Here is a 24,816-nt window from a genome sequence, read left to right as displayed (position 1 = left end):
GGATCATGGCTGTACGATACGCTACACGGACTCCTCCCCTAGTTGCCATAAAGGCAGTGGGCAGGAATCATCAGCGCCCTTGCGGGCAGCGGTTCGACCAGCATGGTCCGGCAGAATCCATTGCCGTGTTCGTTTAAAAAAGCCTGTATCGCCGTAAGGGTCAACCAGGCAGATACGTGACACGAGCGCATCCATGCCCGCGCCCATAAACTTTTGTTATTTTCCTGACATTTCCCGCAGGCTTCAGTATCCCCGCCGGGGATCGCACAGCAGGGCAGGCCGCTCGTTGCGTTCCATCTGGCCGATCACCTCCACCACATAGCGCGCCTGCGCCTCCCGCGAGGCCTCGGAGGCGACATGCGGGGTAATGGTCACGCGCTCATGGCGCCATAACGGATCATCGGGCGGCAGGGGTTCGGGCACCACCACATCAAGCACCGCGCCGCCGAGCACGCCCTCATCAAGCGCGCGAAGCAGGTCAGCCTGCACGACATGGTTGCCGCGCCCGACATTGACCAGCCCCGCCCCGCGCGGCAGTTGCGCCAGCAGGGCGTAATCGATCATGCCGCGCGTCTGCTGCGTGCTGGGCAGCAGGTTGACCAGAATATCCACATCGCGCAGAAAATCAGGCAGTCCCTCCGGTCCGGCAAAGGTGCGTATGCCCGGCGCCACCTGCGCCGAACGCCGCCAGCCTGAAACCTCGAAGCCGACCTGAAGCAGCACGCGGCCCACATGCGCGCCAAGATGCCCCATGCCCATTATGCCCACGCGGGTCTGGCTGCTGGTGCGTGTGCTGGTGCGCGGGTTGTGCCAGTGATGCGCATTTTGCTGCACCGCCCATGTCCGTGCCCCACGCAACAGGCCAAGCGTGGCCCACAGCACGTAATCAGCCATCAGCACCGCTGTCTGTTCGCCCCCCATGCGCACAAGGGGCACATGCAGCGGAAAGCCAGGGTTATCAAGCAGATGATTGACCCCTGCCCCCGTGCAGATGATGGCCCGCATGCCACCCATGCGGGCAAGGTCATCTGCCGTAGGGTTCCATACCAGCGCATAGTCATCCGCCGTAGTCTTCAACGCCGGGTCATGCCAGTCGGCAAGAAGCAGATCGGGGGCGACATGCGCAAAGGCCGCGCGCCATGTGGCCATGGCGGCGGGTCCGTCCGCGCTGATGACAAGCCTTGGCATTTCTTCTCCCGTTTTGTGTCCCGTAGCCCTTCAGCCGGTGAGAAGAGACTTACGGCGCAGGGGCATGGTCATGCAATGAATACTGCCCCCCCCCTGCGAGAACTGGTCAAGCGCCGGGTCAAGCACACGCAGGCCCTCGGCACGCAACATCTGGTTGATGCGCGTGCAATGGAGCGGGCTGACCACGCGCTCGCGGCCAAGGGCCAGCACGTTGCAGCCCATGTCGCGCATCGCCTCCTTGTAGCTGACCGGCAGCACGCGGATGCCCTGGGCGCGGAACCAGTCAAGGTCTTCATCGGCAATCACATCCACCACTGCTATGGCGAGGTTCTCGGCCACCATGGTGAAGATCACGTCAAGATGGAGGAAGTGTTCGGGGAAGCGGATCATGCGGCACGTCCACCCTGCCGCCTCGAACCAGCTTATGAACTCGGCCGCACCCGCCTCGTCCGTGCGGCCCCCGCTTACGCCCACCGCCAGCAGGCCGGGGCGGATGATATGAATGTCCCCGCCTTCGATATGGCCTGCGGTGCAGGTTTTCCATATCTCATCGGGGGCATAGAATTCATGGATCGGTGTGATCTCGGCCCTGCGCTCGGGGCGGGCAAGGCGGGTGACAACGGTGCCGAATGGCGTGGTCTGTGAACTGTCGCGGGTATAGACCTCGTAGGGCATGCCCTCATGCGGGGTCAGGTAATGGCAGGCGACCTGCTCGCCTTCCAGCGCTGCCACGAGTTCGCGGAACTGCGCGCCCAACGCGGCCTGGTCGAGACGTGCGCCACGGGCCATGCTGCTGATGGCGATGTCATTGCTCGGTATCCACGCATAATGATCGGGTGGGCAGAGCAGCACGTCAGCCAGTTCGCCTGTTTCGCTATCGATAAACCAGCGATTTGCCACCATAATTCCTGTTATCCTGTAACGTACCGTTCAAACGTTACGATAGCGGATAAATCTGCATCTTCAAGATACCAATAATCCGGAGTTGACTTTAGCCGCAGCCAAACTGTGCCCCGGTGCGCAAGACAGGCCGGCCATAAACGCCTGCCTGCCGGGCCGCTACGGGGCGCTCAGCTATTCGCGCCAAAGGCCGGGCGGGTTGCTTCGAACAGGAACCATGTGCGGCGCTCGGTCTCGTCGATCCAGTTTTCAATCAGGCTGGCGGTTGCCACGTCATTGCCTTCGTCGCACACGGCATGGACGGCGCGCAGGCGCGCGGTCAGGGCCATGTTATCCTCGCGCAGTTCGGCGAGCATGTCCTCGGGTGTCACATAATCGGCATCGTTATCGGCCACTTTGGTCAGGCGCGCGATCTCGCCTACCGAATGCAGGGTATTGCCGCCAATCTTGCGCGCGCGTTCGGCCAACGGATCGGTCATGGCGAAGATCTGGCTGCTCTGCTCATCAAGCAGCAGGTGATAATCACGGAAGTGGCGGCCACTCATGTGCCAGTGGAAATTCTTGGTCTTGATATAAAGCGCAAAAACATCGGCCAGGACCGCCTTCAGTCCTGCCGCGATGTCACGCACCGCCTCATGCGCGAGGTCGGTCGGCGTGCCGAGATAGGTCCGCACATGGGCTGCGCCTGCTGCAACTGCCTTGTCTGTCATCATGCTCTCCGTGGTTTGCAATCGGGCCGGACACGCGCTGCCTTGGCCCGTGCGCCCTCAACGCATGCGGCGTGACAGGGTTCATGCCTGCCGTTTTTGTATTGCAATTGATATTCGTTTGCATTATCGATCGGTTTACTCACGGCGTTATCAGGCAGTTTTCCCAACCGTCGATTTCCCAGCACAGAGCCGTGAAAACTCATGCGGCATCGCCACCACATTCCGGCGATGCCGCCCCTTTTCTTTCCCGCAGGGATCATGCCATGAGCGAGACAACAGGCTGCACGGCCGATTGGCACCTCGAACATTCCGCCCCCGAGCAGTTGCTGCATTATCTTGACCCCCATTACCCTTTTGCCCGGCAGGCCAATATGCTGGCCCGGCGCTTTCAGGATGTGCAGGCCCTGTGCGATGGCGGCGAGGCCACGCCCGCGCTGACCCGGCTGCGCAATGCGCTGGCGTTTCATCTGATCAAGCTATCACGGTGGTGGCGGTTTGATTTCTGTCCGCGCGGGGTGACGGGGGTGAACAACCCGCTGTTCCTCACCTACGTCAAGAACCATGCCGAACGCAGTGTTGATGATGAAACCCTGCTCGACGCCTTTACCGCGCAGCGCTACATGCATGCGGGCGACGGTGGTCACATCGTGATGCTGGGTTATGATCCGCTGACCGACCCCACGATTTCCATTCTCTATGGCGTGGACGGGCAGCGTACATTCCGGTTTGCAACCGGCTCGCATGGGGTCGAGCCGTTATGGAACGGCCAGGGCTATCCTGATTTCGCCTCAGCGTGGCTTGCGGCGCGCGCGGTGCATGCGCTCATATGCGATGACAGCACGGACATGCATGAATTCGAGACCGCGCAGCGCGAGCATATGTGGGCACGCGCCTGGCACCGGCAGCACTTTCACCGCAGCCGCAAGCTGCCGCTCATCCAGCTTTATGCACAGGCACAGGCGCAGCTTTCCAACTGCCAGTCGGCTTTTGGCCGCGCGGAAATGAAAACCGTGACTGACCGCCTGGCCTTTACCCTCGCGCAGACCGCCTTCCAGCGGCGCATGACCGTGGCGGACCTGATTGAAGAGAGCGACATGCTGGCCATCAACCTGCGTGCCGCCAACACCATAAAGCAGCATGCGCGGGCCTATGTGGCAACGTGCATCGACCCCCTGCTACGGCCCGAGATGGATATCCTGCTTGACCGCGTGGTCTCCTACGTGCCCCGGCGGTGCCCCTGAGCCCATGACAAAAAACGCTGCCTTTTTAGAAAAAGGCAGCATCCAGCAGCTTTTATTTTACGCGATAGAGGTTTTACTGCGCGGTATAGCCGCCATCAATGACCAGTTCGCTGCCGGTCATGAACTTTGATTCGTCCGATGCAAGAAACACGATGCCGTAGGCAATGTCATCGGGTTCACCCAGATGGCCAAGCGGGTGCAGGTCAATCAGCTTCTGCCGGGCGGCAAGCTGGTCGGAGGTCGCGGCGGTCAGGCCCTGCACCATGGGGGTCCAGATATAGCCCGGGTGCACGGAGTTAACGCGGATCTTGTAGCCCGACTTGGCGCAGTGCAGCGCGGCTGATTTGGTGAACAGCCGCACGCCGCCCTTGCTGGCATTATAGGCGGCAAGCGTGGGGTCACCCACCAGCCCCTCGATCGAGGACAGGTTGATGATCGACCCGCCGCCATGCGGCTTCATGGCCTCGATGGCGTAGCGCGTGCCCAGAAACACGCCATCGAGATTGACCGACTGCACACGCCGCCACTCTTCAAGGCTGGTCTGCTCGACCGTACCGGTATAGGCAATGCCAGCATTGTTGACCGCAATGTCCAGCCGCCCGAAACGGGCCTGCACGGCGGCCATGGCCTGCTGCCAGCTTGCCTCCTCGGTCACGTTGAGTGTTGTGAACATCGCCTCGCCACCGGCGGCTTCAATCTCGGCCACCACGGCCTCGCCTTCGGTTTCCTTGAGGTCGCCGATGACAACTTTCGCCCCCTCGCGGGCCAGAAGCTGGGCGGTGGCCCGGCCAATGCCGAGTGCGGCCCCACTGACAAGGGCGACTTTTCCCGATACGCGTCCCATGAATACTCTCCTGCTTCCATGAACCTGCGCGCAGGCGGCTCAGACATCGAACCACCCTGCCCGCCAGGTTTTCCTTACCCTGCCGGATCTGCCCTCACGCCTCAATGATACGCATCAGGCTCTTTTTAATATGAACGATGGCCTGAACAGCCAGCCCAAAAGAACACCGCCCTTTTTTTGAAAAAAGGGCGGCATCCGAAACCTCTTGTCCTTTATGATCGCATGCCCGTTCAGGCATTATCCCTCGCCATGGGCAATGGCCATGAGCGCCTGGCCCAGTTCGGTCTTGATCATGCGCCTGGCATAGGCTTCAAGCCCCGCGGCATCAATGAACCCCATGCGGAAGGCCACCTCATGCGGCGAGCCAACGAGCAGCCCCTGCCGGGACTGGATGGTCTGCACGAACTGCCCGGCCTGCATCAGGCTGTCGGGCATGCCGGCATCAAGCCACGCACAGCCGCGGCCAAGGCGCTGCACATGCAGTTCATCCGACTGCAGGTAAAGGCGGTTCAGGTCGGTAATTTCCAGTTCGCCACGCGGCGAGGGCCTGAGGCTGCGCGCATATTCACGCACGCGACCATCATAAAAATACAGCCCCGTTACTGCCCAGTTTGACTTGGGTTCGGTGGGTTTTTCAACAATATCGATTGCATGCCCGTCCTCGCCAAAACTTACCACGCCATAACGCTCGGGGTCACGCACCTGATAGGCAAAAACGGTGGCCCCGCTTGGCCGGGTGGCGGCTGCACGCATCTGCTTGCCCAGATGGTCGGCAAAGATCAGGTTATCACCCAGAATAAGCCCGCACGGCGAATCATCCAGCCAGTCATCGGCAATGACAAAAGCCTGGGCAATACCATCGGGCGCGGGCTGCTCGCGGTAGGTGAAGGTAACACCCATATCCGCCCCATCGCCGAGCAGCCTGCGGAACAGCGGCAGGTCGGCCGGGGTGGAAATGATCATGATATCGCGTATCCCCGCCAGCATGAGCGTGGAAAGCGGGTAGAAGATCATCGGCTTGTCATAGACCGGCAGCAACTGCTTGCTGACTGCCAGTGTCATGGGGTGCAGGCGCGTGCCCGACCCGCCAGCCAGAAGAATGCCCTTGGTCGGCTTTGCGCTACCGTGTTCGCTCATGCTGCTGTTCCCATCTTGTCACCTGCCTGGCCAAGGCGCTTGCCATCGTAGCGGGCGGCGCGGATGCCCTCCCACCAGGCGCGGTTATCGAGGTACCACTGCACCGTGCGGCGGATACCGTGCTCAAAATCATGCTTCGCCCGCCAGTCCAGTGCCTGCTCGGCATGGGTGGGGTCGATCTCGTAACGGAAATCATGGCCCGGACGGTCATGCACATGCCGGATCAGGCGTGCATGCGGGCCAGCGAGATCGGGGCGCAGTTCATCAAGAATGGTGCAGATCGCCTCGACCACCTGCATGTTGGTGCGGGGCTGGCGGGCGCCGATGGCGTAGGTCTCGCCAGGCTGGCCGCGCTCGACCGCACGGACCAGCGCTTCGGCATGGTCCTCGACAAACAGCCAGTCGCGCACGTTCTGCCCGCTGCCATAAACCGGCAGTTCACGCCCTTCGATGGCGTTGATGGTCACCAGCGGGATCAGCTTTTCGGGGAAGTGCCACGGGCCGTAATTATTCGTGGTGTTGGTGACAAAGGTCGGCAGGCCATAAGTATGGTACCATGCCCGCACCAGATGGTCGGATGATGCCTTGGAGGCGGAATACGGGCTGCGCGGGTCATAGGGGGTATGCTCGTTGAAGGGCGGGTCACCCGTCTCGAGCGCGCCAAAGACCTCATCGGTCGAGATATGGTGGAAGCGGAAGGCCTTGCGGCGACCCTCGTCCTGCTGCGCCCACCACTGCCTTGCCGCCTCGAGCAGCGTGTAGGTGCCCACGATGTTCGTGCTGACAAACGTGCCCGGCCCATCAATGGACCGGTCGACATGGCTTTCAGCGGCAAGATGCATGACCGCATCGGGCGCAAACTGCTCGAACACCCGGTCCATGGCCTGCCGGTCGGTAATATTGGCCACCTCCAGCCGGTAACGACCGCTATCGGCGGCATCTTCCGTTGCTTTTATACTTGCGGCATAGGTCAGGGCATCCACGTTGAGGATCTCATGCGTGGTGTGCCGGACCAGATGCCGCACGACTGCCGAACCAATAAATCCGCAGCCTCCCGTTATCAGTATACGCATTGCCTACTCCTTCCCCTTGCCACGAGCGCAGGTACGGATACCGCGCGCGACAGGCCAATTATTTCGCATGGACACACCAGATGGAAATATTGGCAATCATATTAAAAACACCATAACTTAACGCGACAGTTAAAGGCGTTTATATGTCATAAATATGAACAAACTTTATTCACCTGTTCAGATTTTGACCGCACGCCGGATCAGGCCATATGCCGCGTGGCCACCATGGCCTCCCGCGCATCAATCCGCTGCATGATACGCCGCCCGAGGCGCTGCGATGGGCGCTCGACCAGATGGTAGCAGACCATCCCCACCAGCAGGCACAGGGCGAATATGGCCACGACCGCCACAAGCCCTGCGGCAGGATCCAGTTGCCGCAGCCACGGTCCCATGCACCAGGCCAGAATGCCGATGATGAGGTAATGCGTCAGGTAAAACGAAAATGATATGCGCCCCAGCCACACCACCGGCGCCGAGGCCAGCAGCGTATTGACCACGCCGCGCTGGTAGGCCAGGCCAAAGACCAGAACAGTAAACCCGAACACGTCACACACCGGCAGGACCGGAAAGAACAGGGTTGCGGCAATGAACCCAACAGCCCCCAGTGTAAGGCCCGCCGCATAACGCTCCGTGCTGTCAGGTGCAAGATGATAGACGCGGTACAGCACGACCCCGGCGGCAAAACAGAAGAACATGCGCACCGCGCCAAACGTGCCGGTGGGATTGTTATTGGCGTGATGCGCCGCAAACAGGATCACCACCAGTGCGGCCAGGCTTGCCGCGCACAGGGCTGCGGCACTGCGCACCGATGTAATGCGCATCGCCACCATGGCCAGCATGGGGAACAGGATGTAGCCCAGCACTTCCGCACTCAGCGTCCATGATACGATATTCCACTCCCCCAGTTTCAGCACCGTCCAGCTCTGCACCAGCAGCAGCGTCTGCACGAAGCCGGGCCAGGACAGGTTATGCGCCCTGTAGGCAAAAGCGGGGTCGGTATAGGCGCGCTGCATGGCCACGTAACTCGGCGCAAACAGCACCAGCGGCACGATGGCCAGCAGAACGACCGTATTGAGCGGATAGACGCGAAAGAAACGGACAATAAAAAAGTCCCGTATCACGCGCCATGTGGGCACGCGGAACTGCGCCTCATGCACATGCATGAGAATGAAGCCCGACAGCACGAAGAACAGGTCAACGCCCCGAAAACCGTTGAACAGGAAAAGCGAGTGTAGCAGCCACGGCATATGCAGAATATCGGCAGCCAGACCGTAGAAATGGGTGGTGAAAACCCATAGCGCCGCAACACCACGCACTCCTGTCAGGCTGGGGATGGAACGGGCCCTGGGCATGTGATTCCCCCTTCAGAGATTGCCTGAACAGCAACTCATCAACACAAAAACTATAAAAGTTTCCGGGCGCCGCCTTTATTTTAAATCAGGCGGCCTGCCCTGAAGCCGCAAGGCACGGACTTCCCCGGAAACTGAATTATGCTGGCACAATGCTTCCGGGCAGCCCCCGGAAACATCCTGCACCCGCCTAGAAGAAGCGTTCTTCAACCGTCACGACATCACCGGGCAGCAGCACCGTCTCGCGTGAGATGCGGCCCTCATGCGCGGGGGTAGCGAGGTCTTCATGGCGCACGTCGGTCGCGTGCCCCGTCACGGCGCGGTAGGTAAAGCCGCCCGCAAGGGCCACGGCGGTGAGCATGGTCATGCCCGGCTGGTAGGGGTACTGGCCGGGATGATTGACCTCACCCAGGATGTAGATCGGCCTGTACTGCGCAATCTCGACCGAAACGCTGGGCTGATACAGAATGCCCTTGCTGGCCAGGTCGGCGGCGATGCGCTGCGCAAGCGCCCCCGGCGCCGAACCCGCCGCCGGCACGACCCCAAGCAGCGGAAAGTCGATATTGCCGTTGTCACTGACCGTAAAGGTATTGCTCAACTGCGGGTCATTATAGGTAATGACACGCACCTGGTCGCCCGGCCCAAGGTGATAGGCCCGGCCATCCACCGGGGCAAAGGACTGTTCCCGCCCCGATGCGCATGAGCCGAGCGCCAGCAGGGCCGTGGCACCGATTGCGTGCAGTATTCCAGGCCGACACGTTTTCCGTATCATTGCAAACATGGCCACTCCCAAATCATTCAATGCTGTTTTTCCTCTTTCCGGGCGCGGGCCATGCGGCTCCCTTAGCCGGAGATGGAAAAACCCAATAGTACCGTATTGCTCGTAAACGTCGAAAGACGCCCCGGGATGTTCAGGTAATTCACGTTTCCGCCCGATGTGGCGTTATTGACATAGTTATAGGTAAGTGAGGCACGCACATGGCGATCGATGTTCCAGAACACCGTTCCGCCAAAATGAATCTGTTTTTGCAGGCGGCTGCCCTCAAGGCTCGCCACGGTCGAGCCCTCCGTCTGCTGGCCGGACTGTGAACTGCTCTCGCCAAACTCGCCATAGGCGCGCACGAACACATTGTGCCGCAGTTCATGATCCCATTGCAGCCGCACGTCGGTAATGACCTGGTTGCGGGCGAAGGGGGTTTCGGGGTCACTGATATGGCGGGCGGCGGTCAGGGTCACGGTATCGATACGGCGCGGCATCCACGCCACGTTGGCCTCGAACGTAGGCGTGCTGACCGAGGGGCTGTAGCCATTCTTGAAGCTGCGCGTCTCGCCACCCACAAGCAGCCGGTACTGCCACACCTGCCCCCGGCGGAAGTCAACGCCCACAAACCCCGCCCCATCGGCATAGTTATTGGTCGATGCCTGAACCGCCTGATCGAACTGCGCGGCCGATCCGCGCAGGACGGCAACAAGCGCATCCCCGCGCGAGAACTCGTAGCGCGACGTCAGCGATCCGGTCTCGACCTTGTGGCTGATCGAATCATAATCAATCGAAATCGGCCCCGGCGCCGTGCCGAACGAGAAATCCTGATAGTCAAATGCCGGGATCAGGCTGAAGCGCCCGAACACCTTGGTATAGCTCAGCCGCCCGTCATTGACCTGGTAGGGCACGGGATAGACCACCCCGTACACGCCCAGGTTGGTGGCCGAAAGGTGGTACTGATAGTGCGAGAATGCAGCGCTGAGCGTGTCACGGCCCAGGTTGAGCGAGCCGCCAATACTGCCATGCCAGTTGGTGTAGCTGGCAATGGACTGGGTGGGGTAGCGGTGATCATCCATCCCCACCGAGGCCCCGAGCGCATGCCGCCGCCAGCGTGAACTGGCGCTGACATTGGCCGAGGTCTGCACCGCCGGGCTGCCGGAGCCGGGAATGCCCAGCGTATTGGTGTTGTAACCCACGTTTTCTGAAGCACTTGGCCTGAGCAGCCAGCTCCCCATGCCGATCCCGTCGCTCTGCTGGCCCATCATCTGGTGGGTCACGACCGAGCCGGTCAGGTCGGTGGAATAACCCGGCACATCGGAGGGAAAAAGCTGCTGGATCAACTGGGCATGGGCCGCCTGCGCATGCAGCCCCACCCCCAATGCCACCATGCTACCCACCGACCCATACCGCAGGCCACGCCGCACCCCGCCGCGACCACGCAACCGCACTACCTTCATACCCTGCCCTAACCTAACCTGTAATCGTAACACGGGGCTTGCCCCCCGCGCGTGGGACCAACCGGTGCACCATGTCATGCAGCCCCGGGTCCAGCCGGTAGGCGGCAAAAGCCATTGCCAGCCCCACCACCGCCGCGGCTCCAGCCGAGACCAGCAGGGTCATGGGAACAAGCAGACTCACAATCAATGCCCCTGTCATAATCATCATACCTGGCACAAGGCGCCAAGTCTGCCGTGACAGGCAATCCGACAACAGGTAAAGCGCAATTAAATTAATCGTGACCCGCAGGGTCCATGCCGCTGCGGCACCCGGCAGCCCCCACCATTTGATGAACAGCCACAGCACGCAAAAGAATGGCAGGATCTCCACCATAGACACCTTGGCCGTGATATGCGGTCGTCCCTGCCCCTGCAAAAGCCCATAGGGCAGGAAGGCAATGCCGTTGGTCCAGGCGCCAAACATCAGGATCTCGGCCACCGGGCGCGACACATCGGCAAAGTTGCCGCCCACCCACATGTGCAGGAACGCGCCCGAAAACACGATGCCCGGCGCGCAGATCAGCCCGAAGCCATAGGTCAGCGACGACGTGGCCCGGCGCGTCAGGTCCACCGCCTCGCCACGCTCGGCGCGTGACAGGCGCGGGAACAGCGTGCGGGCCAGGGCGGTCGCCACAACCTGCGAGCGCATGGCCAGGTTCATCGGCACGGTATACTGCCCCACCGATGTCACACCCAGCGTCGCACCGATGATAAGCTGGTTGGACGTATCAAGCAGCGGGTTGATCAGGCTCGATATGCTGACCCACGAGCCATAGCCCAGCAGGCGCTTGAGCCATGTCACGTCAAAGTCGAGCGGGCGGATGGGCCATTCCAGCGCCATGACCACGCAGTAGGAGAGCATGATCATGCCCAGCCGTGACAGCACGATGGAAGGCAGCACAACCGTAAGCTGTGGCCCCCATATATGGATGCAGATCAGCGGGATGATCTGCCCGGCCATGGTGGTGGAGGAGTTGAGCATGTTGGACAGCAGGAAGCGCTCGCGCGATTCCATCGCCCCCGTGGCCACGCCATTGATCATGCCCAGCGGCAGCATCACCGCCATCCACGGGTAGGCATGCCTTGTTTCGGCCATCAGGTCGGGCGGTATGCGCACGAAATGCAGCAGCACCATGTCGCCAATGGGATACAGGATCAGCCCACCCAGCGCGCCGAGGCCAAGATTGCTGTAAAACGCGGTCATGAGCACGGGCGAGCGCTGGCGCGAGGTGGCCTGCCCCAGCTGCGCCAGCGCATTGGCCGAAGCGCGTGACAGCCCGAAATCAAGAAACCCCAGATACCCCAGCAGGATCCATGAAATGGCGACAATGCCGTACCGGTCCGTGCCGATCAGGTGCAGGTAGAACGGCACCGTGCCAAGCGAGACGATAATGGGGAAGATGGAGCCAAAGACATTGAACAGGAAATTGGTGGAAAACTTGTTCCTGGCCATCACTCCGCCCCTGCTGCGGCCATGTTGGCTTCGGGCAGCGCGCGCCCGAGCACCTGCTGGTACAGCCGCGCATATTCATGCGCCACGCTGTGCCAGTCATAACGGCTGGCCACATCCATGTTGCGCGCCCGCAGGGCGTCCGCCGTCTCGGGCAGGGCGGCGGCCATGTCCTCGGCCTCGCGCGCCCCGGGGGCGAGGTTGTCGGGGTTTACCATCACCCCCGCAGCACCCTGCTGCATGAGCCGCGCGAAGGGCGTGATGTTGCTCAGGATGGGCACAAGCCCCGCCGACATCGCCTCCACCGCCGCAAGGCCAAAGCCTTCATGCGCGGACAGGCAGCCAAAGAAGCTGGCCTCCCCCATCAGCCCGCGCAGTTCGGCGTCCGACGGGCCGGACACGATGCGCAGGCTGTTCTCGATGCCACAGGCGCGGGCCTGCGCGCGCAGGTCATCTGCCGTGAGGTTGGAATCCTGCCCCGCCACGATGATGTTCCAGCCGGAATTATAGGCCCGCAACAGGGCCACAAGCTGGAACAGGAGCTTGAGGCGCTTGTGCACCGCAAAGCGGCCAAAGGCGAGAATGGTGCGGTTGGGCGTACGCGACGCCGCATCACGGAAGCGGGTCTGGTTGATGCCGTTCTCGATGGTAATCAGGCGGCCCGCCGCCACATGACGGAACAGGTCGGCATCGCTGTAGCTGCACGCCACGATTTTCTTATACGCCCGCACCGAGATGGGGGTGATGGTGCGAAACCAGATTTCCTTGATGCGCCTGAGCGCGCCGGTATGAAAAAAGCCGCCATGGGTCGAGGCGATCATGGTCTTGCGGTGCAGTGGCCATGTCCAGGCCAGAAAGTCGAAAAAGAAGTCGATCGCATGCACATGCAGCAGGTCAAACCCGCCGATATGCCGCAGCACCTGCGGCGCCAGCGGGTATTTGGTCGAACCCCGCCACGCCAGGCGGGTAACGGGTATGCCATCGACCACATCGCGGTGCGGCAGCGTACCGGGGCGGCCGAACACCGTGTCGAGCGTCAGCACCTCGGCGTCGATGCCCAGCCGCTGGCGCTGGCTGCGGGCGAGGTTGAGCAGGGAGTCTTCCAGCCCACCGACCGAAGGGCTGAACTGGCGGCAGATATGCAGGACTTTCAATGTTTCATCCCCCCGTTTTTTACTGTTCATCAAAACGGCTCAGGATCCTGATATCCCTGTTGCCGTAACTGTAGCCCATCACGTCCATCGCATTATCCTCCACCATGGTGGCCACCACGCCGGCGAGGTGCGCGCCACAGGCTTCAAGCCGCTCCAGGCAGGCCATGACGGCACGCTGGGCCGTGCTCTTCCACCGGCACACGAAAATCACCTGATCGGCCATGTTCGCGTGCACCAGCGCATCGCTCAGCCCCAGCAGCGGCGGGCAGTCGATGATGATGAGTTCATAGGAATGCTTGAGTTCGACCAGCATCGCGCGCAGGCGACGGATCTCGACGGGGCTGAAGGCGTGCTCGATGGTCCGCCCCGCCGGGATGTAGTCAAACCCGGCCTCGGGGTCGGTGCGGATGACATCGGCCACCCGCGCGCCACTTGTCACAAGGTCGCTCATGCCCAGCGAGGGGCGGCCCGTGGTGCCATCGGTCAGGTAATGGTCGAGCATGCCGCGCCGGTGATCAGCGTCGATCACCAGTACTTTCTGGCCGCCACGCCTTGCCACGGCGGCCATCCACAGCGCCAGCGTGCTCTTGCCTTCCTCCGGCCCGGCCGAGGTAATGGCAAGGCACAGCGGCTGGCCACCTTCATGCACCCGCATGGAAAGCTGCATGACAAGGCTGCGCACGGCCTCGGTCGCGCGGGAATAGGGGTGGTCGAGCACATGGTGGCGCACGGTCTGCTCGCTGCGCCCGCCCACCTTGGGCACCACGGCCAGCAGCGGCAGCGGAATGGCGGCGCGCAGGCGCTCGATCTCGGTAAAGCCCGCCGTGAAGTAATCACGCAGCAGCACAGCGCCTGCTCCCGCGGCAAGGGCCACGGCAATCAGCCCGATGCCAAGCTTCTTGCGGTTGGGGAAGCTTGGCACATCCGGTGCCGAGGCATGCGACACCATGGCGATGGGCGGTTGCAGCAGGGCGGCGCGGTCCACCACTTCCTTGGCGTGCTCGAGGAAGGTTTCATACACCGTGCGCGCGCTCTGCGCCTCCTGGTCGAGCGTGCGGTATTCCGCCTGCGGGCCGCTCTGCCCGCCTGCCTTCTGGCGCAAAAGGTCCAGGTTTTCGTTCAGGCGGTCCACCTCGGCGCGGGCGGAGATCTGGTCCTCGCGGATGGTGTTGAGCGCGGCCTGCGTCTCGGCGGCAAGACTGGCCTTCGTGGTTGCGATCTGCTGGTCAAGCGCGCGCAGGCGGGGGTGCTGGGGGCCGTAGGTGGCCGCCTCCTCCTGGCGCGTGCTTTCAAGCTGCATGAGCGAATTGGCGGTGGCCACCAGGATCGGCTCCTGCGACAGGGCGACGGCTGCACGCGCATCGCCCCGGGCGGCCGCATCCTTCAGGGCATCGGCGCGGGCCTGGGCTGCGGCAAGGCGACCCTGCGCCTGGCTGAGATTGGAGGCCGTATCGGCAATCTGGCGCTCGATCAGCGGGCTTGAGGTGCTGCCCTCGTTCGTATTGGTCAGGCCGTGGGCATTATCAAAGGCGTTGGCCTTCTGCACCGCATCGAGCCAGCGCTGGCGCAGGGCGGCGGTGCGGCTGTCAAGCCACGCGGCCACGCGGTTGATGTCCGCTGTCTGGCGGGCCAGCGCAATGCGCTGGTAGTTGGTCACCACCGCATCGGCCAGCGCCGCCGCGCGCGCCGGGTCGCCATCGACCACGCTGATGTCAAGGATCTGGGTGCGCGGCTCGGGCGTGATGGTCAGGCTGTTGAGGAAGGCGTCCTCCTCATGCATGCGCTGCACCTGCGGGTCCACCGGTTTTGCCACATGGCACATAAAACCCAGCCCCATGTGGCACAGCCGGTCGCGCAGGCCGACATGGGCAGGCTGGGCGGGGGGCGGAAGTTGCGCCAGCACGGCGGCGGCCACATCGCGCGAGTGGATCATCGCAGCCTCGGTCGAGACCAGTTCATCATCCGGCGGGGCCTGGTTCTGCTGCTGGCCGTTGGGCGCAAGCGGATCCTGCTGCGCGTGGCCCGCCACCACGACCGTGGCCGTGGCCGTGTAGCGCGGCTTGAGCGAGAGCGTGACCGCCCCCCCTACCCCCACCACGCCAAGCACGGTCAGGGCAAACAGCATCCGGTGCCGCAGGAAGGCGCGGCATGTCTGGCGAATGACGAGGCCGACATCCTGTGCGGTCCATGACATTGAAGGGTTCCGTCCCTGTATGGAAACATAATTCATGCTGCTTACCCGGCGAGTTTCCGTGAGAGGGGGGAGGCTGCCCGCAGGCGGAGCCTGCGCTGCAGGTAGACAAGGACATAGAAGCCGAACACCGGCAGCCCCAGCACGTAACGCCGCCACAGCCTGCGCGGCTCGCGCATCAGGCGCACCAGCCATTCCAGCCCCATGTTGGCCACCCATCGCGGCGGCCTGCGCACCCGGCCCGCCGCATGGTCAACCAGCGCGCCCGCCGTAACGAACACGCCGGAGGGCAGGTGGTCGATATTGTCACGCAGCCAGATTTCCTGCCGGGGCATGCCCATGGTCAGCAGAATGATGTCGGGCTTTGTGGCCAGCAGGCGCCCGAGCAGTTGCGTTGATTCGCGCGAGCCGGGGGTGAGGTCAAAAAAACCATGCTGCGTGCCTGCCGTGCGCACGCCGTAGCGTGCCGAGAAGGCATCCGCCGCCTCATCGACCACGCCCGGCCTGCCCCCGATCCAGAACACCGAAGCCTCTGGCCCCAGGCGCTCGAGCACCGGGCCGATCCATTCCGGCGGCGTGGTGCGCGGCAGGCGGCGCCCGGTCAGCACGCGGGCGGCGAGCTGCACGCCCGCGCCATCGCAGAACGCAATATCCGCCCGGCGGAACAGCCCCCGCAGCCACGGGTGTTTTTGGGATTCGACCGCCATGTGGGCATTGGCGTTGACAATGGCCATCTTGCGCCCGCCCTTTACGGCGTCGATCACGCGCGTGACAATTTCCGCGCGCGTGATGTCGTGCAGGGGCAGGCCCATGACATCGACAATGGCATCATCCAGTTTTATTTCCGTATTTGCGTTCATTTTGAATACACCGTTCATCATTATTGCAGTTCAGGAATTCAGAACGCATTCCGTGAGAAAATCTCGCGCTTGATGGTCAGGAAGATGATTTTCATATCCAGCCAGATCGACCAGGCGCGTATGTATTCCAGGTCCAGCACCACGCGGCGGCGCAGGTCCTCGCGCGTGACAAGTTCGCCGCGCGAGCCGTTGATCTGCGCCCAGCCGGTAATGCCGGGCTGCACACGGTGGCGGGCCACATATTCTTCCATTGCCTCGTGCAATAGCTGCCCGCCCGCGCGGGTCTGGGGCGCATGCGGGCGGGGGCCGACGAGCGACATCTCGCCACGCAGCACATTGAAAAGCTGGGGCAGCTCATCAATGCTCAGCCGCCGGATCACGCGGCCCACGCGCGTAACACGGGGGTCGGTGCGCGAAGTCTGGCGCGCGGCACCGCTATCGGCCATGTCGGTATACATGGAGCGGAACTTGAACACGTTGAAATAGCAGTTGTTGAAGCCCTGCCGCGGCTGGCAGAACAATACCGGCCCGCGGGAGTCCAGCTTGATGGCCAGAGCCACGAGCGCAAGGACGGGGGCGATCGCAATCAGGATCAGCACGCTGGCGCTCAGGTCAAACGCACGCTTTTCCAGCATGTCCCACTCGCTCAGGGGCCTGCGCTGCAAGACCGTGAGCGAAAATGGCCCGAAGCGCTCGACGGGCCAGAAGTGGCTGTCCTCCGTCATGAGCGTGGGCACGACATACACATCGGCCAGCACGCCGCGCAGTCGCCACAGCACGTCCATCACATGCTGCTGCCCGCCCTCGGCGGGGGGGAAGCTCATGATGACGGCATCAATGCCATCCTCGCGCCCACGCTGCACGAGTTCATCAATCGTGCCGTCAACATTGCTGCCCTGGTCATCAAATATGCCAACAAGGCGGAACATGCGCTGCATGCGGGTATTGATGCGCGCGGCCATCTGGGCTGCTTCCGCGCCTGAACCGATAATCGCCACCTTGCGCGTCAGGCGATGGGCCATCGCCTGCGTATGCAGCACATAAGTGCCGATGATCCGTTCAGCCGCCAGCGCCACGGCAACAAAGACCAGCCATTCAGCCCCCATCCGCACCGCAACACCGACCGGCCACGACAGCATGACCAGAATGGCGCAGAACACGATCAGACCGAACACAACGGGGGGAGCAAGGTAGCGGAGCTGGAAAGAAAGCCTGGTGATGTCGGGAATGTCGAGCAATGGCACATTCTTGGGGAACAGGAAGAACGCGCCGCCGGCCATGACATTGGCCAGCAGGAGTGCGCCGGACAGTTCGGGCGTATCAAAAATACGCTGCCAGGCGATGCAGGCCACGACGGCAAGGAACACGCACATCGCATCCGACAGCACGACTACCTGCGACACGACGGGGTGGCGATAGGAAAAGCTGCTTTCAGCTGCCCGGTGCATCAGGCGCCACCGCGCAGAGATGCCATCGCCCCCCGTTGATGGCGACAGGTCGGATTCACCATTTTCCAAATGCCTGAGTGCCTCGCTCATTTTGAAACATCTCCTGTCAACGCGGGCCGCAGCCTGCCACCGGATACAGCTTCCCTTGCCATTCCCCGCATTACGCAACACGGGCACCAAACACTCTTCTGCCTTTTATTGTTTTTATGACTTTCGGGACTCCAGTTCCCGTAGCGGCATTATTCTGGGTATTTTAGGGCCAAAATATGTCATTGCCACAGTACGGAAACATGATTTAACCGTCACATCTTATTTATTAAAAAATTAACGAATTAATGAAACCGTTCTTATAACGAAACGAATATTCCCCATCCCTGCCCCAGGCTTCGTGCATGGGGCATTCAGGGGCATCCGCCCATAAATGCCCCATGGCTGCATGTTACTGCCGTCCGTATGTATCCTCGAAGCGGACGATGTCGTCTTCCCCAAGGTATGGCCCGGACTGCACCTCGATAAGCGTCAGGGGAATGCGGCCAGGATTTTCCAGGCGATGCATACAGCCTAACGGCAGATAGACACTTTCGTTTTCCTGTATCAGCAGATTTTCCGCATCACGCGTGACCAGGGCCGTGCCACTGACCACGACCCAGTGCTCGGCACGGTGAAAATGCTTCTGCAACGAAAGTTTCTGCCCCGGATAGACCACGATGCGCTTGACCTGAAACCGCTCGCCCTGAATCAGCCCTTCGTAAAAACCCCAGGGCCGGTAACAGCGATTGTGAATTTCGGCTTCCGTCCGGCTGGCCTTTTTCAACTGGGCCACAAGGGCCGAGACATCCTGCGCGTAATCACGATGGATGGCGAGCACCGCATCCGTCGTGACAACCAGCACGATATCGGTCAGCCCCGCCACCGCCGTCAGCATGCCCTCGCTGCGCACGTAGCAGTTATGGGACTGCTCAAGCACCACGTCGCCCACGACCACGTTGCCGTCTGCATCCTTGTCGCCCAGTTCCCACAGCGCATTCCAGTTCCCTACATCCGACCAGCCAAGATCGGCGGGAATGACCAATGCGCGGTCGGTGCGTTCCATCACGGCATAATCAATGCTGACACTCGGGCAGCGCAGGAAGGCTTCCTCATCAAGCCGGCAGAAGGTCAGGTCATGCTGGCTTTGCTCCAGGGCGATGCGCACGTTTTCAAGCACTTCGGGCTCGTGCCGGGCCAGTTCGGCCAGCATGACCGAGGCAGGCGCCACGAACATGCCCGAGTTCCACAGATACCCTCCTTCACGCAGCATTTCGGTCGCGCGCAGATGGTCCGGTTTTTCAATAAACCGGGTGACATGGTACACGCCCTCATCAGGCCGGTCCGGGTGCGCCGGCGCGCCGGTGCGGATATAGCCATACCCTGTCTCGGCCGCGTCGGGCTTCATGCCGAAGGTGACAATATAGCCTTCCCGCGCCACTTTCTCTGCTTTTTCCAGCACGGCGGGCAGGCGCTCGGGGTAGCGGAAGGCGGCATCGGCAGCCATGATCCACAGCAGGGTTTCGGGGTTGTCCTGTGCGGCCACGAGGGCGGCGGCAGCAATGGCGGCGGCGGTGTTGCGCACGGCGGGCTCAAGGATGATGCGGCCATTCTCGCAGCCGTTCTCGCGCAGTTGTTCGGCCACGAGAAAGCGATGCGCCTGGTTGCATACAACGACGGGCGGGGCAAAGGCCTCGCCCGTGGCGCGCTGCAGGGTCTCACCGATCATGGTCTGGCTCGAGGCCAGCGCCCAGAACTGCTTGGGGTGGCTGGCGCGCGAAACGGGCCACAGCCGCGTGCCCGTGCCACCCGAGAGCACGATGGGCGTAATGGGGGGCAAGGGGGTTTCGGGCCTGGGCACGGTTACATCCGTCGCTGTCATAAACGTCATGGATCGTGTCTCCGTCCTGCGGGTTTCATGTCACGCCAGCCCGCAGGCCCCCGGTTGCGGGTGGCCCTGGCGCTGCGATAAGGCGGACATTCATGTGGTGAACGCACTAAGCCAGAATTTTTTTGTCAAGAATGTGGTGCGCAAACATATTTTTGTCGTGTTCATGCCTTTGTGTGTCACTGGCATGAAATATTCGGTACGATGGAACCGACATGCCTTATTACTTTTTCATTGTTTCAAGCTGATTTGAAAAACGCTACACGCGGGCCTGCAAGTGACAGGCAGGTTCACAGACAGACCAGGGAGGTCCAGGTGCGAATTGCTATGATCGGTGGAGGCTACGTGGGGTTGGTCTCCGGTACATGTTTTGCGGAGTTCGGCACGGATGTTGCCATTGTTGAAACCAACCCCGACCGTCTGACCGCCTTGCGTGAAGGGCGGATCCCGATTTACGAACCCGGCCTCGACCGCCTGGTGGCGGAAAACGTGGAGGCGGGGCGCCTGACATTTGGCGATGACATCGCCGCTGCCGTAAAGGGTGCTGATGCCGTGTTCGTGGCCGTGGGCACGCCCTCGCGCCGGGGCGACGGGCAGGCCGATACGAGTTACGTCTATGCCGCGGTCGAGCAGGTCGCGCGCGTGGCCGAGGGTTATACGCTGATCGTGACCAAATCGACCGTGCCGGTGGGCACCGGGCGCGAGATTGCCAAGATCGTGCACGCGACGCGGCCGGACCTCGATTTCGATGTTGCATCGAATCCCGAGTTCCTGCGCGAGGGCAACGCCATTGTCGATTTCATGAAGCCTGACCGCGTCATCATCGGCACCGACCAGGCAAAGCCGGGTGGCACGCAGCGCGCGCAGGACATCCTGCGCAAGCTCTACCGCCCACTCTACCTGCTTGAGCGCCCCATTGTCTTTACCGGCCTGGAAACGGCGGAACTGATCAAATACGCCGCCAACTCCTTCCTGGCCATGAAGATCACCTTCATCAACGAGATTTCCGACCTGTGCGAGAAGGTGGGCGCTGACGTGAATGATGTCGCCCGCTCCATCGGGCTTGACGGGCGCATTGGCAAGAAGTTCCTCCACCCCAGCCCCGGCTTTGGTGGCTCGTGCTTCCCCAAGGATACGCGCGCGCTGACCGCCATCGGGCGCAATGCCGGTTCGCCCGTGCGGCTGATCGAGACGACGGTTGCCGTGAATGAACTGCGCATGAAGGCCATGGGCGAGCGCGTGATCGCGCTGGCGGGCGGCGATGTGAAGGGCCTGACGATTGGCGTGCTTGGCCTGACCTTCAAGCCAGAGACCGATGACATGCGCGAGGCGGCTTCAATTGTCGTGCTTGACCAGCTTGACAAGGCGGGCGCCCAGATCCGCGCCTTCGACCCCGCAGGCATGGAAACCGCGCGCGCCGTGCTGCCCAAGGCCGTGACCTACTGCAAGGACGCGCTCGATGCAGCCACGGGGGCGGATATTCTTGTGGTGCTGACCGAGTGGAATGAATTCCGCTCCCTCTCGCCCGAGAAACTCAAGACCCGCATGACAGGCCGCAAGGTTGCTGACCTGCGCAATATCTGGGATCCCGAGAGCCTGAAGGAAGCGGGCTTCGATTACATCTCGCTCGGCCGGCCGGACATGGTGCACACCGCCTGAAACACAATCCGGGCCATGCAGGCATCTGCATGGCCCGGAAACCGCGTTCAGTCCTGTTTTGACAAAATCAGCCCAGAAACCATCCCGCAATCATAAGAAGTTTTGATAAAGCTTTTTATTATTTCACGAATGGCAGAGGCGACGCCGCAGGGCCGCGCCAACCTGGCGCATCATGGCAGGCAGGAAGGCCGGGCGGTCCATGGCGCGCCGCATGATCGCCCCCACGGCGCCCGCGCGCAGGGCGACCGATACAAAGTGGGAATCATCAAGCCGCTGCAATCCCTCCGCGCGCTGGCGCAGCAGGTCAACAAGCACGGGGTCGGTGCTGATGCGCGGGTCACGCGCCAGCGCCAGCGCCATATCACGCATGTCACGGTAGGCGATGACGGTGCGCGACATGCCGGAGGCCCGGCCGCTCACGCTGCCCTGGCGCTGGGTGTAGAGATAGGTGGGCTGGTCAATCAGGCACAGCCGCCCCCCCGCCAGCAGGAACGAGACCACCAGCAGGAAGTCCTCACCATGCCGCACCAGCGGATCGTATTGCAGGGCATGGGCGGCAAGAAACGCGCGCCGGAACATCGGCTTGAGCAGGCCCCAGTCAAAACCGGCACCCCCTGCACGGTTATGATGCACGTAATCACGCAGGCTAATGGTCTGGAGTGGCACCTGCCCTGCCCCCATCGCGCGGCCCGTCACCTGGCCTGCCATGGCGTCGTAATAGCCCAGATCATCGGCCACGGCATCGCAGTCATCCTGTGCTGCGCGCGCCATGAGCACTTCAAGCCGGTTGGGCGCAAAGGCGTCATCGCCATCAAGAAAGGCGACCCAGTCCCCCCTTGCCACCGCCAGGCCGGTATTGCGCGCAACCGATGGACCGCCATTGGCAGGCGTGGAGACGACGCGGATGATGTCATGCGCGCGCGCCACCCGGCGCAGCAGGTCGGGCGTGCTGTCGGTGGAGCAGTCATCCACCACCACGATTTCAAGCGGCTTGCGCGTCTGCTCAAGCGCCGAATTGACGGCCCGCATAATGAAATCCTGCGCGTTATACGCCGTGATGATCAGGGTGACGGACATGGGAGCGGTCATGAGGTGCGTCCTGTCATGCTATCATAAATCTTCTCAAGCATGCCTGCCCAGTAGGACAGGTCATGATGCTTCGCCACGAAAGCGGGGCCTGCTTCCGACATGCGCGTGGCCAGCGCATCATCACGCAGCAGCCGGATCAGGTAGGCGCTGAGTGCCGCCACGTCGCCCTCGGCAAAGGCGAAGCCGGTCCTGCCATGCTCGATGCCCTCGGTGGCGCCACCACGGGCGGATGTGACCACCGGCACGCCACAGGCCTGGGCCTCGAGCAGGACAAGGCCCATGCCCTCGGCATCGCCATTGGCCGCCGTGACGCTGGGCAGGCAGAACACCCGCGCCTGCGCCAGAAGCGGCTGCATCTGTGCCGCGGAATAGCGGCCATTGAACGTAATGCCCCCGATATCGGCGGCGAGGCCCGCCAGCATGTCGCGCTCCGGCCCGTCGCCTGCAATGAGCAGACGGGCATCAGGCACCTGCGCGCGCACGCTGCGAAAGGCCTCGATCAGGTAGCGGCACCCTTTTTTCTCGACCAGTCGGCCCGCGAACAGGATGACCGGCCCACGTTCGGCCATGGGCGGCCCGGCGGGGTGAAAGCGGGTCAGGTCGATGCCTATGGGGCAGACATGGATGCGCGCGTCGGGCAGCCCCGCGCGGATCGCCGCCTCGCGGATGCTGTGCGACACCGCGACATAATTGACCTGCTTAAGGCCAGCCAGGTGTTTGAGCCTGCGCGGATAGGCCCGCCAGCGCTGGCCACCGCCGCCGCGCGCGAACCACTCCATGCGGGTGGTAATGTCCGATCCGTGCAGGGTGACCAGCAACGGCACGCCCAGCGCATGCGCAAGGGGCCACGCCTCCACCCCGTCAAAGCCGAAATGGGCATGCACCAGCCGGGGGGCGAAGCCACGGGCAAGGTTCAGCATGCCCGGCACAGGGCGCTCGAGCATGCGGGCCGCCATGCCGGTCAGGCGCTGCACGAATGTGGGCGGCCCGTCATGCAGCGCGCGCACATCCATGCCATCAAGCGGCAACTGGCCTATGGTGCGCTCGCCCAGCAGCACGGGCCGCCAGCGCCGCAGGCCACGCGCCTGGTCGCGCACGAATGTCTCGGACAGGGGCAGGATCTGGGTGCGGTAGATCGCAACCGTGGGCGCGGTTGCATCCGCCATAACCGACCCCGCACCTGTTCCGGCCATACCGTTCATGCCGCCACGGCCTCGCCGGGGGCAGGACAGGCCTGGCCGCGATGGCAGGCGCGGTCCGTGCGGGAGGATTCATGGCCAAAGCGGCGCACGAGCGGGGCGAGCAGCACGCCAAGCACCGCATCCTTCTGCATGGCACGGGGGCCGAAGGTCCAGAATGAACGCTCGCTATAGCCCCCCGCGCGCACCAGCCGCACGAAGGCGGCAATACGGCGCGGCAGGCTGGCGGAACACACCTCGGCGCGCGCGGCGTAAAGTGGCTCAAGCGCCCCCCACGCCCTTGCCGCGGTGCGGGCGCGCATGCGCAGGGTTTCAGGCCATGAGGGGGTCAGGGCCAGATCGGCAAACAGGTTGCTGTCCTGCACCGTCATCCGCGCAAGGTAGCGATAGGTATCGGCCCGGTCTTCCAGCCGGTAGCGCCAGCGGTCAAGAAAAGTGGGCTGCGTGCGCTTGCCCGAGCCCACAGTGTTACCCCCGTGCAGGCGGTATTCGGTCAGTTCCTCATCAATATAGGCAATCGAGCCCACGCCTGACGCCACAAGGAAGTAGAACAGGTCATGCCCCATTTCCTTGCCGGGGTTGTAATGGTCGCGCATGCGCGACCACAGGGCGCCAGCAGGCTTGAGGTCGGCACGGAAGGTCTGCATGTACCCGTAGGAGAAGCTCCACGGCTGCAGGGTCAGCGCCCGGGCCACGGGCGGCATGGGCGGCGTGGCATAGAAGGTGGAGATGGATCTGCGGTCTTCATCGACGAGGCGCGCGTTGTGATAGACCATCATCACATCGGGGTCTTTGACAAAGACATCGCGCACGCGGGCAAGATTGTCGGGCTTCCAGTAATCATCCTGATCGCAGAACGAGATCAGGTCGCCTCCGCTCAGGGTGACCGCATGCATGAAATTGCCCTTGTAGCCCAGCCGCGTGGCATTGCGGTGCACCTGCACGGGAAAAGGCGCATTGCGGGCAAAATCGGCCACGATGTCGAGCGTTGCATCGGTTGAGCCATCATCGGTCACGATCAGTTCGGCAGGCAGGCAGGTCTGTGCTGCCAGGCTGTCGAGCTGTTCGCGGATATGGGCTGCGCCATTATAGGTCGCCATGACAACGGAAATACGGGGACCAGGGTCACCTGCCTCACTCATGTTCTCGC

21 protein-coding genes and 1 riboswitch are annotated in these 24,816 nt (G+C 62.5%); of the genes, 2 read left to right on the top strand and 19 right to left on the bottom strand.

Features of this window, described 5'->3' with window-relative positions; translation table 11 throughout:
- Positions 1–54: 54 nt before the first annotated feature.
- Positions 55–134: riboswitch (Fluoride riboswitch) on the bottom strand.
- Positions 135–243: 109 nt separating this feature from the next.
- From GXY01S_RS03335 to GXY01S_RS03325, 3 genes are all read right to left on the bottom strand, one after another.
- Positions 244–1,188 (bottom strand): 2-hydroxyacid dehydrogenase, encoded by a 945-nt coding sequence (locus GXY01S_RS03335; protein WP_061271974.1) that lies wholly within the window; start codon positions 1,186–1,188, stop codon positions 244–246.
- A 30-nt stretch (positions 1,189–1,218) separates the two neighbouring features.
- On the bottom strand, positions 1,219–2,091 hold the full coding sequence (locus GXY01S_RS03330; RefSeq protein WP_061271973.1) for a dimethylarginine dimethylaminohydrolase family protein: 873 nt from the start codon (positions 2,089–2,091) through the stop codon (positions 1,219–1,221).
- A 167-nt stretch (positions 2,092–2,258) separates the two neighbouring features.
- Complete coding sequence (locus tag GXY01S_RS03325) at positions 2,259–2,801, bottom strand: Dps family protein (RefSeq protein WP_110570348.1); 543 nt, start codon at positions 2,799–2,801, stop codon at positions 2,259–2,261.
- Between the two features lie 260 nt (positions 2,802–3,061).
- Here GXY01S_RS03325 and GXY01S_RS03320 point away from each other — a divergent pair, with 260 nt between their 5' ends.
- Positions 3,062–4,039 carry a hypothetical protein gene (locus GXY01S_RS03320; protein WP_061271972.1) on the top strand — a complete coding sequence of 326 codons (978 nt, stop codon included), beginning with the start codon at positions 3,062–3,064 and terminating at the stop codon, positions 4,037–4,039.
- 73 nt (positions 4,040–4,112) lie between these two features.
- On the opposite strand, the gene GXY01S_RS03315 is transcribed toward GXY01S_RS03320, so the two are convergent.
- The 13 genes from GXY01S_RS03315 to GXY01S_RS03260 form a co-directional block, all read right to left on the bottom strand.
- Positions 4,113–4,883 (bottom strand): glucose 1-dehydrogenase, encoded by a 771-nt coding sequence (locus GXY01S_RS03315; protein WP_061271971.1) that lies wholly within the window; start codon positions 4,881–4,883, stop codon positions 4,113–4,115.
- A gap of 94 nt (positions 4,884–4,977) precedes the next feature.
- Positions 4,978–5,121 (bottom strand): hypothetical protein, encoded by a 144-nt coding sequence (locus tag GXY01S_RS17915; RefSeq protein ID WP_156470286.1) that lies wholly within the window; start codon positions 5,119–5,121, stop codon positions 4,978–4,980.
- On the bottom strand, positions 5,121–6,020 hold the full coding sequence (gene rfbA / locus GXY01S_RS03310; protein WP_061271970.1) for a glucose-1-phosphate thymidylyltransferase RfbA: 900 nt from the start codon (positions 6,018–6,020) through the stop codon (positions 5,121–5,123). Before rfbA ends, GXY01S_RS17915 begins: the two co-directional genes overlap by 1 nt.
- A complete protein-coding gene (rfbB, locus tag GXY01S_RS03305) occupies positions 6,017–7,093 on the bottom strand; it encodes a dTDP-glucose 4,6-dehydratase (RefSeq protein WP_061271969.1) in 1,077 nt (358 codons plus the stop codon). Before rfbB ends, rfbA begins: the two co-directional genes overlap by 4 nt.
- Before the next feature lie 200 nt (positions 7,094–7,293).
- Positions 7,294–8,445, bottom strand: a complete 1,152-nt coding sequence (locus tag GXY01S_RS03300) for an acyltransferase family protein (protein ID WP_061271968.1) — start codon at positions 8,443–8,445, stop codon at positions 7,294–7,296.
- A gap of 187 nt (positions 8,446–8,632) precedes the next feature.
- Positions 8,633–9,223 (bottom strand): polysaccharide biosynthesis/export family protein, encoded by a 591-nt coding sequence (locus tag GXY01S_RS03295; RefSeq protein WP_061271967.1) that lies wholly within the window; start codon positions 9,221–9,223, stop codon positions 8,633–8,635.
- Between the two features lie 62 nt (positions 9,224–9,285).
- Positions 9,286–10,662, bottom strand: a complete 1,377-nt coding sequence (locus GXY01S_RS03290; RefSeq protein ID WP_082770703.1) for an outer membrane beta-barrel protein — start codon at positions 10,660–10,662, stop codon at positions 9,286–9,288.
- 13 nt (positions 10,663–10,675) lie between these two features.
- Positions 10,676–12,154, bottom strand: a complete 1,479-nt coding sequence (locus tag GXY01S_RS03285) for an oligosaccharide flippase family protein (RefSeq protein ID WP_061271965.1) — start codon at positions 12,152–12,154, stop codon at positions 10,676–10,678.
- Positions 12,154–13,305, bottom strand: a complete 1,152-nt coding sequence (locus GXY01S_RS03280) for a glycosyltransferase family 4 protein (RefSeq protein ID WP_061272042.1) — start codon at positions 13,303–13,305, stop codon at positions 12,154–12,156. The genes GXY01S_RS03285 and GXY01S_RS03280 overlap by 1 nt, the downstream gene beginning before the upstream one ends.
- Positions 13,306–13,324: 19 nt before the next feature.
- A complete protein-coding gene (locus tag GXY01S_RS03275; RefSeq protein ID WP_061271964.1) occupies positions 13,325–15,499 on the bottom strand; it encodes a GumC family protein in 2,175 nt (724 codons plus the stop codon).
- A 41-nt stretch (positions 15,500–15,540) separates the two neighbouring features.
- Positions 15,541–16,356 (bottom strand): WecB/TagA/CpsF family glycosyltransferase, encoded by an 816-nt coding sequence (locus GXY01S_RS03270; protein WP_174520900.1) that lies wholly within the window; start codon positions 16,354–16,356, stop codon positions 15,541–15,543.
- 38 nt (positions 16,357–16,394) lie between these two features.
- Positions 16,395–17,894: an exopolysaccharide biosynthesis polyprenyl glycosylphosphotransferase gene (locus GXY01S_RS03265; protein WP_255210350.1), complete on the bottom strand. Its 1,500-nt coding sequence runs from the start codon at positions 17,892–17,894 to the stop codon at positions 16,395–16,397.
- Between the two features lie 349 nt (positions 17,895–18,243).
- Positions 18,244–19,722 (bottom strand): mannose-1-phosphate guanylyltransferase/mannose-6-phosphate isomerase, encoded by a 1,479-nt coding sequence (locus GXY01S_RS03260; RefSeq protein WP_061271962.1) that lies wholly within the window; start codon positions 19,720–19,722, stop codon positions 18,244–18,246.
- 324 nt (positions 19,723–20,046) lie between these two features.
- Here GXY01S_RS03260 and GXY01S_RS03255 point away from each other — a divergent pair, with 324 nt between their 5' ends.
- A complete protein-coding gene (locus tag GXY01S_RS03255) occupies positions 20,047–21,378 on the top strand; it encodes a UDP-glucose dehydrogenase family protein (RefSeq protein ID WP_061271961.1) in 1,332 nt (443 codons plus the stop codon).
- A 123-nt stretch (positions 21,379–21,501) separates the two neighbouring features.
- On the opposite strand, the gene GXY01S_RS03250 is transcribed toward GXY01S_RS03255, so the two are convergent.
- Genes GXY01S_RS03250 through GXY01S_RS03240 form a run of 3 tightly spaced genes read right to left on the bottom strand, consistent with a single transcriptional unit; the run spans position 21,502 to position 24,808 of the window.
- The gene (locus GXY01S_RS03250; RefSeq protein ID WP_061271960.1) at positions 21,502–22,467 is read right to left on the bottom strand and encodes a glycosyltransferase family 2 protein; all 966 of its coding nucleotides are present in this window, start codon (positions 22,465–22,467) and stop codon (positions 21,502–21,504) included.
- The gene (locus GXY01S_RS03245) at positions 22,464–23,669 is read right to left on the bottom strand and encodes a glycosyltransferase (RefSeq protein WP_082770702.1); all 1,206 of its coding nucleotides are present in this window, start codon (positions 23,667–23,669) and stop codon (positions 22,464–22,466) included. The genes GXY01S_RS03250 and GXY01S_RS03245 overlap by 4 nt, the downstream gene beginning before the upstream one ends.
- On the bottom strand, positions 23,666–24,808 hold the full coding sequence (locus GXY01S_RS03240) for a glycosyltransferase (RefSeq protein ID WP_061271958.1): 1,143 nt from the start codon (positions 24,806–24,808) through the stop codon (positions 23,666–23,668). The genes GXY01S_RS03245 and GXY01S_RS03240 overlap by 4 nt, the downstream gene beginning before the upstream one ends.
- Positions 24,809–24,816 lie beyond the last annotated feature (8 nt).

Origin of the sequence: Komagataeibacter xylinus NBRC 15237, assembly GCF_001571345.1 — a bacterium.
Lineage (GTDB): Bacteria > Pseudomonadota > Alphaproteobacteria > Acetobacterales > Acetobacteraceae > Komagataeibacter > Komagataeibacter xylinus.
This window is presented reverse-complemented; position numbering and strand designations above follow the sequence as displayed.